Origin of the sequence: Falsiroseomonas oryzae (assembly GCF_027856955.1) — a bacterium.
GTDB lineage: Bacteria > Pseudomonadota > Alphaproteobacteria > Acetobacterales > Acetobacteraceae > Falsiroseomonas > Falsiroseomonas oryzae.
Genome location: NZ_JAPSMD010000254.1, coordinates 1 through 7,736 on the forward strand (window position 1 = coordinate 1; position 7,736 = coordinate 7,736).

The following is a 7,736-nucleotide window of genomic DNA, read 5'->3' on the forward strand; positions in this document are numbered from 1 at the left end:
CGGTGAAGCGGCCGGGCGGCCCGAAGCCGCGCCGGGCGGGCTGATCAGGCCGGCAGCCCGGCGACCGCGGCCTGCAGCGCGGCGTCGGACAGCGCGAAGGGGATGACCTGCAGCGCCGCCGTCTCGGCGAAGGCGGCGGAGCCGCCGGTGGCGTTGGTGCCGAGGCGCACCGTGGTGAAGCCGGCCGTCGGGCCGCCGGTGGCCGCAGCGATCGCCCCGCCATTCATGCAGAGCGCGGCGCGCCCCGCTCCGTCCACCGCCAGGCCGAGCCGGAACGACACCCAGGAGGCGGCGGTGCCGGCGACCGCCGCGGTGCCGGTGGTGCCGATGATGCGGATGCTGCCGTTGCCCGCCAGGTTGTCCACCACCCAGCGCAGCGCGTTGGTGCCGTCGTCGAGCTGAAGCAGCGCGGTGACGGCGCCTGCGGCGACCTGCATCGCCCCGCTCCACAGCAGGGTGCAGGCGCCGTTGCCGCCGACGCCGAGCGCGGCCAGCGGGGCGCTGACCAGGTCGGCGCCGCGGGTGCTGGATTGCGGGCTGCCGGCCGGCGGCAGGATGAGCGAGGAGGCGAAGCCCACCCCCGCCTCGCTGCTGGCGCCCCAGACCAGCAGGTCCGCGGTGGTGCTGGTCCCGGAGCCGCCGCCGAGCACCATGATGCGGTGCGTCCCCCCGCCGTCGGAGACGCCGAAGCGGCGCCAGGTCGTGTCCAGGCTGGACTGCACGCCGGGCGTGACGCTGCTGGTGCCGATCTGCACGGTGGCGGTGCCGGCCAGGGTGCGCGCCCAGACGAAGCGCGCCGCGGTGGTGGTGGTGGTGCGCGACAGGCCCGAGCGGTCCGTGGAGAGCGTGCCGGCGCCCTTGTCCAGCTGCAGCCTCGTGGCGGTGAAGCTGCCATCGGGCGCGGCGATGGCGCCGTAGTTCGGCGTGATGACGGGTGCCGCGCCGGTGCCGCTGAAGATCGAGCTCCAGCCGGATCCGGCGCCGAAGGCGACGGGATCGGTGATCTCGTTGGTGCGCTGGCCCTCGGTGAGCAGGCGCCGCGCGGCGCCGGCGAAGCGTGGCTGGTCGGCGCCGAAGACCTGCAGCGTGGCGTTGTCGGCGCCGAGCGCGGTGGCGCGGGAGGTGACCTGGGCGCGGGCCAGCGTGGCCGGGGCCAGCAGCGCACCGCCGGAGACGAGACGGCGTGCGGCATCGCCGGAGATGCCGAGCAGGGCGGGAAGAGCGGAGGTGCTCATCGGCGAACCTCCAGCACGGGCGGGCAGGGCTGGGCATGCGGCATCCGGGAGGGTCCTTCAGCGTTGGCAGGGGCCGGAATCGCGGCACGGCGCCGCCCTTTCGGCCTTGCGGGCCGGGGCGTGATGCGGGCGGGATGTGCCGGGGAAGGCCGGTGGACGGAGTCCGACCGGCGATGGGTTGCATGTAGCAGTGCGGCGGCGTCAGGGCAAGAATTTTTTCCTTGGCCACGCCGCCCGGCACCGGGCATGCATTTCGCCACCCCGATAGCTTCCGGCATTTGCGTCCCATTTTGATTTGCATTTTGCAAGTGCCGGCGTGCGAAGCCGCAGACCGGAGAGGGCGGCACAGCCGGGCGAACGAGGTGCTGCAGCCGGCCAGCCGGGCGGGATCACGCCCGGAACGCGAATGTCGCGTCGCCTGCCGCTATCTGGACGCCGCAGACACGACGCGACGGCCCTGCCCGGGCCTCGGCAGACGGCCGGCGCAGGACAAAAAAAGGGGGCCGGTCCTTTCGGACCGGCCCCAAGGCAAGGTTGAGGAAGGCTAAGCTGCCAGTGACGGGCGAGGCCCGCCGCATGACGCTTGGACTAAAGCAACACCCGTGCCAGAGCCCGCCGGACTACCCGACCCGCTCCAGGATGGAGCAGTAGTTGGCCACCGCCGCCCCGCCCATGTTGAACACGCCGGCCACATCGGCCTTCGGCAGCTGCATCTCCCCGGCCTGGCCGGTCAGCTGCATCGCCGTCATGGCATGCATGGAGACGCCGGTGGCGCCGATCGGGTGGCCCTTGGACTTCAGCCCGCCCGAAGGGTTCACCGGCAGCCTGCCATCCTTCGCCGTCCAGCCTTCCAGCGCCGCCCGCGCCCCCTGCCCTTCCGGCGCCAGGCCCATCGCCTCGTATTCGATGAGCTCGGCGATGGTGAAGCAGTCATGCGTCTCGACGAAGGAGAGGTCGTCCAGCGCCAGCCCGGCCTGGTCCAGCGCCCGGCCCCAGGCGGCGCGCGCGCCCTCGAAGCGGACGATGTCGCGGCCGGCGATGGGCATGGTGTCCGTCGCCTGCACCGCGGCGCGGAAGCGCACGGCCTTGCCGCCCTTGGCGGCCATCGCCTTCGCCGTCTCCTCGTCGGTCAGGATCAGCGCCGCGGCGCCGTCCGAGACCAGCGAGCAGTCGGTGCGCTTCAGCGGGCGGGCGACGAAGGGGTTCTTCTCGCTCTCGGCGCGGCAGAAGGCGAAGCCCAGGTCCTTGCGCATCTGGGCATAGGGGTTCGCCACGCCGTTCCTGTGGTTCTTGGCCGCGATCGCCGCCAGCGCGTCGGACTGGTCGCCATGCCGCTGGAAATAGGCATCCGCGATGCGCCCGAAGACGCCGGCGAAGCCCGCGGGGATCTCGCCTTCCGTCTTGCGGTAGGACGCGCTGAGCAGGATGTCGCCGACCTCGGGGTTCGGCGTCGCGGTCATCTTCTCCGCGCCCACGACCAGCGCGAAGCGGCCGCGCTTCGCAGCGAGGAAATCCAGCGCGCCATGGATGGCGGCGGTGCCGGTCGCGCAGGCATTCTCGTAGCGGGTGGTCGGCTTGAAGCGCAGCTCGGGCACGTGCTGCAGCAGCAGCGAGGCAAAGAAGTCCTGCTTGCTGAAGCCGCCGTTGAACACGCCGACGAAGGCGGCATCCACCTCGTCCGGCTCGATGCCGGCGTCGTGGATGGCCGAGAGCGCGACGCGGCCGAACAGGCTCTCGATATCCGGGTCCTCGAGCTTGCCGAAGGGCGTGTGGGCCCAGCCGACGATGCAGGCGGTCATGGCGGCGTTCCTTCCTTGCGTCAGAGGGGGCTCGGCGTCAGATGGGCCGCCTCAGCCCGGCGCCCAAGCGGGTTTGCGCCGCGCCTTGAAGCTGGCGATGCCCTCCTCGGCTTCCGGCCCGGCGGCCTGGCGGCCGAAGGCGGCGGCGCCGGCCTCGGCATAGCCGGGCGGGACGGTGGCGCCGAGGGCGGCGATCAGCCCCTTGGTCTCGGCCAGCGCGCCGGGGGCGCCTTCCAGGATGTCGGCGATGGCGGCGGCCAGCGCAGCGTCCAGATCCGGCACGGCGTCGTGCACCAGGCCCATGCGCCCGGCGGCGGTCGCGTCGATCACGTTGCCCTGCAGGCAGAGCCGGGCCGCCGCGCTGCGGCCGATGCGCCGGACCAGCCAGGGCAGGATCTGCGCGGGCACCAGGCCGCGGCGGACCTCCGGCGCGCAGAACCGGGCGGAGGGCGCGGCGAGCGCGATGTCGGCGGCGCAGACGAAGCCGAGGCCCCCGGCGAAGGCGCCGCCCTCCACCGCCGCGATCACCACCTGCGGCAGGTCCGAGATCGCCTGGAAGCGCGTGCCCATGCGCCGGTTGCGGGCCTGCTGCTCCGCCAGCTTGGCGTCGGGGTCCTGCGGCGCGCCGACCTCCGTCAGGTCGAGCCCGGCGCAGAAATGCCCGCCGGCGCCGGAGATCACCAGCACGCGTGCCGTGGCGTCGGACCGCAGCTCCGCCAGCAGCGCGTCGAAGCGCGCGACCAGCGCCTCGCTCATCGCGTTGCGGCGCGCCGGGCGGTTCAGCACGGCCCGCACCACGGGGCCGTCGCGGGTGACCAGCAGCGGGGTCTCGTCGCTCACGATCCGGTATCCGTGCCGATGTGGAACAGGCAGTCGCCGCGCGCCGTCAGGCCGGGCCAGCGCTTCACCAGCACCACGCCGTCGCGCGCGAAGGCGACCGGCGTCGGCGCGCGCCAGGGCGTCTCGGTGTGGTGGATCAGTCCGGCGGGCTGGCCGGCGCGGGCCTCCGCGCCAAGCTCCACCAGCGGCTCGAAGACGCCGGGCTCGGGCGCGTGGAGGTAGTACTCGGCGCCGCCGACATCGAGGATGCGCGTCGGCGGCCGCGGCGGGCCGGCATCCCAGGGGAGGTCGGCTACTTCCAGGTGGCGCAGCAGCCCTGCGACGCCGCGTTCCGCGATGCGGATGGCCTGCGGCGTGGCATGGCCGCCGCCGCCGAGTTCGGTGCCGACATGCAGCACGCCGCGGCGGAACGCCATCTCCGACAGGGTGCGGCCGCCATTGGTGCCGGGGATGACGATGTAGGAATGCGGCGCGCCGAAGGCCTTCAAGGCGGCGATGCCACGGGCGAAGAGCGCCGCGTCGCCGGACCGGCGGATCAGCGCGGAGGGCGCGTACATCAGGGACGAGCCGCCGGAGTGCAGGTCCAGCACGGCATCGGCCAGCGGCAGCAGCACTTCCGCGATATGCCAGGCGATCTGCTCGGTGACGCCCCCGTCGGGATCGCCGGGAAACAGCCGGTTGAGGTTGCCGCCGTCGATCGGGCTGACGCGCCGTCCGGCGCGCGCGGCGGGGAAGTTCGCCGCGGGCAGGACGATCAGCCGGCCCGAGACCTGCGCCGGCTCGACCTCCCGGATGACGCGCCCGAGGACGATCTGGCCTTCGTATTCGTCGCCATGGTTGCCGGCGACCAGCAGCACGGTCGGCCCGCGCCCGTTCGCGATCACGGCGATGGGGATCGGGATGAAGCCGTAGGCGCTCTCATGCGTGGAATGCGGCAGGCGCAGGAAGCCGTGCCGCTTGCCCGGCGCGTCCAGGTCGATCTCGCAGGAGAGCGTGCTGCGTGCCGTCATGGCCCTTCCCCGGGGCGCAGCCTCCGCCGCGCCGCTCGGGGCGTCAAGCCGCGGTCAGACGCGCTCGCCCTGCGCCGCCTTCACGCGCTCCAGCTCGCCGCGCAGCGCGGCGAGCTCGGCGCGCAGCGCAGCGAGCTGCTCGCCGACGGGGTCCTCGGTCACGTCCTTGAAGCCGTAGCCGATGCCCGCATCGTCGCAGGGCGATCCCTTGGGCGGACGGGCCGGGATGCCGACGACGGTGCAGCCGGGCGCGACCGCGTTCACCACCACGGCATTCGCGCCGATGCGCGCACCGTGGCCGATGCGGATCGGGCCCAGCACCTGCGCGCCGGCGCCGATCACGACATGGTCCTCCACCGTCGGGTGCCGCTTGCCCGGCTGGCCGGACAGGCCGCCGAGCGTCACGCCGTGGTAGATCAGCACGTCGTCGCCGACCTCCGCCGTCTCGCCGATCACCACGCCCATGCCGTGGTCGATGAAGAGCCGCCGGCCGATGCGCGCCCCCGGATGGATCTCGATCCCCGTCAGCATCCGCGCGAGGTGGGAGGAGAATCGCGCCAGCCCGCGCAGGCCGAGCCGCCACAGCGCATGCGACAGCCGGTGCCACAGCACGGCATGCACACCGGCATAGCAGAGGATCGCCTCGACGCGACCGGGCTTGGCGGGGTCGCGTTCGCGGACGGTGCGGGCGAGTTCCAGGACTTCCATCGTGCTCCGCCTATGCCAGCCAGGACGGCACCGGCAGCCCGCGCTCGCGCAGGAAGGCCGGGTTGAACAGCTTGGACTGGTAGCGCGCCGCGCCGTCGCACAGCACGGTCGCCACCGTGTGGCCGGGGCCGAGCGCGCGCGCCACGCGGATGGCCGCCGCGACGTTGAGCCCCGCGCTGCCGCCGACCGAGATGCCCTCATGCAGCTGCAGGTCGAAGACCTGCTCCAGCGCCTCCGGATCGAGCACGGTGATCGCGTCGTCGATCAGCTCCCGCGCCTGCGCCAGGTTGCCCGGCGCGCGGGCGGCCTGGCCGATGCCCTCGGTGATCGAGTTGCCCTCCGCCTTCAGCTCGCCGGTCTTCACCCAGGAGGCCAGCGCGCTGCCGCCGGGATCGGCCAGCACGATGCGCACGCCGGGCTTGCGCGATTTCAGCGCGCGCGCCACGCCGGCCAGCGTGCCACCTGTGCCGCAGGCGCAGGTGAAGGCGTCCACCCGGCCGGCGGTCTGGTCCCAGATCTCGGGGCCGGTCGTGGCTTCGTGCGCCGCCGCATTCGCCAGGTTGTCGAACTGGTTGGCCCAGACGGCGCCGAGTTCCTCGGCCAGCCGGCGCGACACATGGACGTAGTTGCCGGGATCGGCGAAGGGCGCTGGCTTCACCAGCCGCAGGTCGGCGCCGATCATGCGGAGGTAGTCGAGCTTCTCCTTCGCCTGCGTCTCCGGCACCACGATCACGCTCTTCCAGCCCATCGCATTGGCCGCGAGCGCGATGCCGATGCCGGTGTTGCCGGCGGTCCCCTCCACCACCGTGCCGGGCTGGCCCGGCGTCAGCAGGCCGCGCGCCACGGCATCCTGCAGGATGCCCAGCGCGGCGCGGTCCTTCACGCTGCCGCCGGGGTTCATGAACTCCGCCTTGCCGAGGATCTCGCAGCCCGTCGCCTCGGAGGCGCGCTTGAGCCGGATCAGCGGCGTGCGCCCTACCGCGCCCCAGAACCCATCGACCACGGAACCCATCGGCACGGCGTCCATCGCGTTGCCTCACCTCGACACACCGGAGCCGGCCCGGTTTCCTGGAGATAAGGACATCGCGCCGGCGGTTTCCAGGCGCGGGCATGCGCCGTTCCAGCGGCGGCGGGGATCATGCATGCTCCGCTGGCATGGCCGCGCAGATTTCCGCCTCCGCCGCGGCCGACGTGGAGAGCGTGATGGCGCGAAGTATGCTTCCGGGAGAGAGGTTTTTTTCGGCGTTCGGGAGGCGGGCCCGGTGACGCCCCTGGATGCCGCGCTGGCGGAACGGCTCGCCCGCGTCGCGCTTGGCCATGTCGGGCAGGAATGGCCGCAGAAGCTCGACCAGGTGCTGGAGGGGCCGGCCGACCTGAAGCGGCCCGCGGAGCTGCACCCGGTCTTCCATGGCAGCTTCGACTGGCATTCCTGCGTCCATGCCCACTGGATGCTGGCCCGCCTGCTGCGGCGCTTCCCCGGCCTGCCCGCTTCCGGCGCGATCGCCGCCCGCTTCGACGCCGCCTTCACCGCCGACAAGGTCGCCGCCGAGCGCGCCTTCCTCGCCCGGCCCGCTTCGCGCGGCTTCGAGCGGCCCTATGGCTGGGCCTGGCTGCTGAAGCTGCATGCCGAGCTGGAGGGCGCCTGGGCGGCGACGCTGGCCCCCTTGGCGCGCGACTTCGCCGACCGCTTCGCCGCCCACCTGCCGCGTGCCGACTACCCGGTGCGCCACGGCGTGCACGCCAACACGGCCTTCGCCCTCGCGCTCGCCGCGGACTGGGCGGCGCGCCACGACGCGGCGCTGCTGGACCTGCTGCGCGCGACGGCGCGCCGCTGGTACGGCGCGGACGAGGATGCACAGGCCTGGGAACCCTCGGGCGAGGATTTCCTCTCGCCGGTGCTGGTCGAGGCGCTGTGCATGGCGCGCCTTCTGCCGGTGCCGGAGTTCGCGGCCTGGCGCGACCGTTTCCTGCCGCGCCTGGCGCAGGGCCAGCCCGCCGCGCTGTTCGCCCCGGCCCGCGTCGCCGACCGCAGAGACGGCAGGATCGTCCACCTGGACGGTCTGAACCTGTCGCGCGCCTGGTGCTGGCGGGCGCTGGCGGCCGGCTTCGCCGCAGGCGACCCGCGCCGCCCGGCGGCGGAGGCG

Annotated in this window: 7 protein-coding genes; 1 reads left to right on the forward strand and 6 read right to left on the reverse strand. The window is 73.6% G+C overall.

Annotated elements, in window-relative coordinates; all coding sequences use genetic code 11:
- Window positions 1–44 precede the first annotated feature (44 nt).
- The 6 genes from OZN99_RS20520 to OZN99_RS20545 form a co-directional block, all read right to left on the reverse strand.
- Window positions 45–1,235 (reverse strand): phage head spike fiber domain-containing protein, encoded by a 1,191-nt coding sequence (locus OZN99_RS20520; RefSeq protein ID WP_270937118.1) that lies wholly within the window; start codon window positions 1,233–1,235, stop codon window positions 45–47.
- A 620-nt stretch (window positions 1,236–1,855) separates the two neighbouring features.
- Window positions 1,856–3,034, reverse strand: coding sequence for an acetyl-CoA acetyltransferase (locus OZN99_RS20525; RefSeq protein WP_270937119.1), 1,179 nt, complete (start codon window positions 3,032–3,034; stop codon window positions 1,856–1,858).
- Window positions 3,035–3,085: 51 nt separating this feature from the next.
- Entirely contained in the window at window positions 3,086–3,874 is a 789-nt protein-coding gene (locus tag OZN99_RS20530; protein WP_270937120.1) for an enoyl-CoA hydratase/isomerase family protein, read from the reverse strand.
- Window positions 3,871–4,884, reverse strand: coding sequence for a succinylglutamate desuccinylase/aspartoacylase family protein (locus OZN99_RS20535; protein ID WP_270937121.1), 1,014 nt, complete (start codon window positions 4,882–4,884; stop codon window positions 3,871–3,873). The genes OZN99_RS20530 and OZN99_RS20535 overlap by 4 nt, the downstream gene beginning before the upstream one ends.
- Window positions 4,885–4,938: 54 nt before the next feature.
- Entirely contained in the window at window positions 4,939–5,592 is a 654-nt protein-coding gene (gene cysE / locus OZN99_RS20540; protein WP_270937122.1) for a serine O-acetyltransferase, read from the reverse strand.
- 10 nt (window positions 5,593–5,602) lie between these two features.
- Window positions 5,603–6,619, reverse strand: a complete 1,017-nt coding sequence (locus tag OZN99_RS20545; protein WP_270937123.1) for a cysteine synthase A — start codon at window positions 6,617–6,619, stop codon at window positions 5,603–5,605.
- Between the two features lie 235 nt (window positions 6,620–6,854).
- On the opposite strand from OZN99_RS20545, the gene OZN99_RS20550 reads away from it, so the two are divergent.
- The coding region (locus tag OZN99_RS20550) for a DUF2891 domain-containing protein (RefSeq protein ID WP_270937124.1) at window positions 6,855–7,736 on the forward strand (882 nt) is incomplete at its 3' end.

Coding starts and splice junctions, on each gene's coding strand:
- OZN99_RS20535 (WP_270937121.1), bottom strand. CDS start 4,884: ATGACGGCACGCAGCACGCTCTCCTGCGAGATCGACCTGGACGCGCCG.
- OZN99_RS20545 (WP_270937123.1), bottom strand. CDS start 6,619: ATGGACGCCGTGCCGATGGGTTCCGTGGTCGATGGGTTCTGGGGCGCG.
- cysE (WP_270937122.1), bottom strand. CDS start 5,592: ATGGAAGTCCTGGAACTCGCCCGCACCGTCCGCGAACGCGACCCCGCC.
- OZN99_RS20525 (WP_270937119.1), bottom strand. CDS start 3,034: ATGACCGCCTGCATCGTCGGCTGGGCCCACACGCCCTTCGGCAAGCTC.
- OZN99_RS20520 (WP_270937118.1), bottom strand. CDS start 1,235: ATGAGCACCTCCGCTCTTCCCGCCCTGCTCGGCATCTCCGGCGATGCC.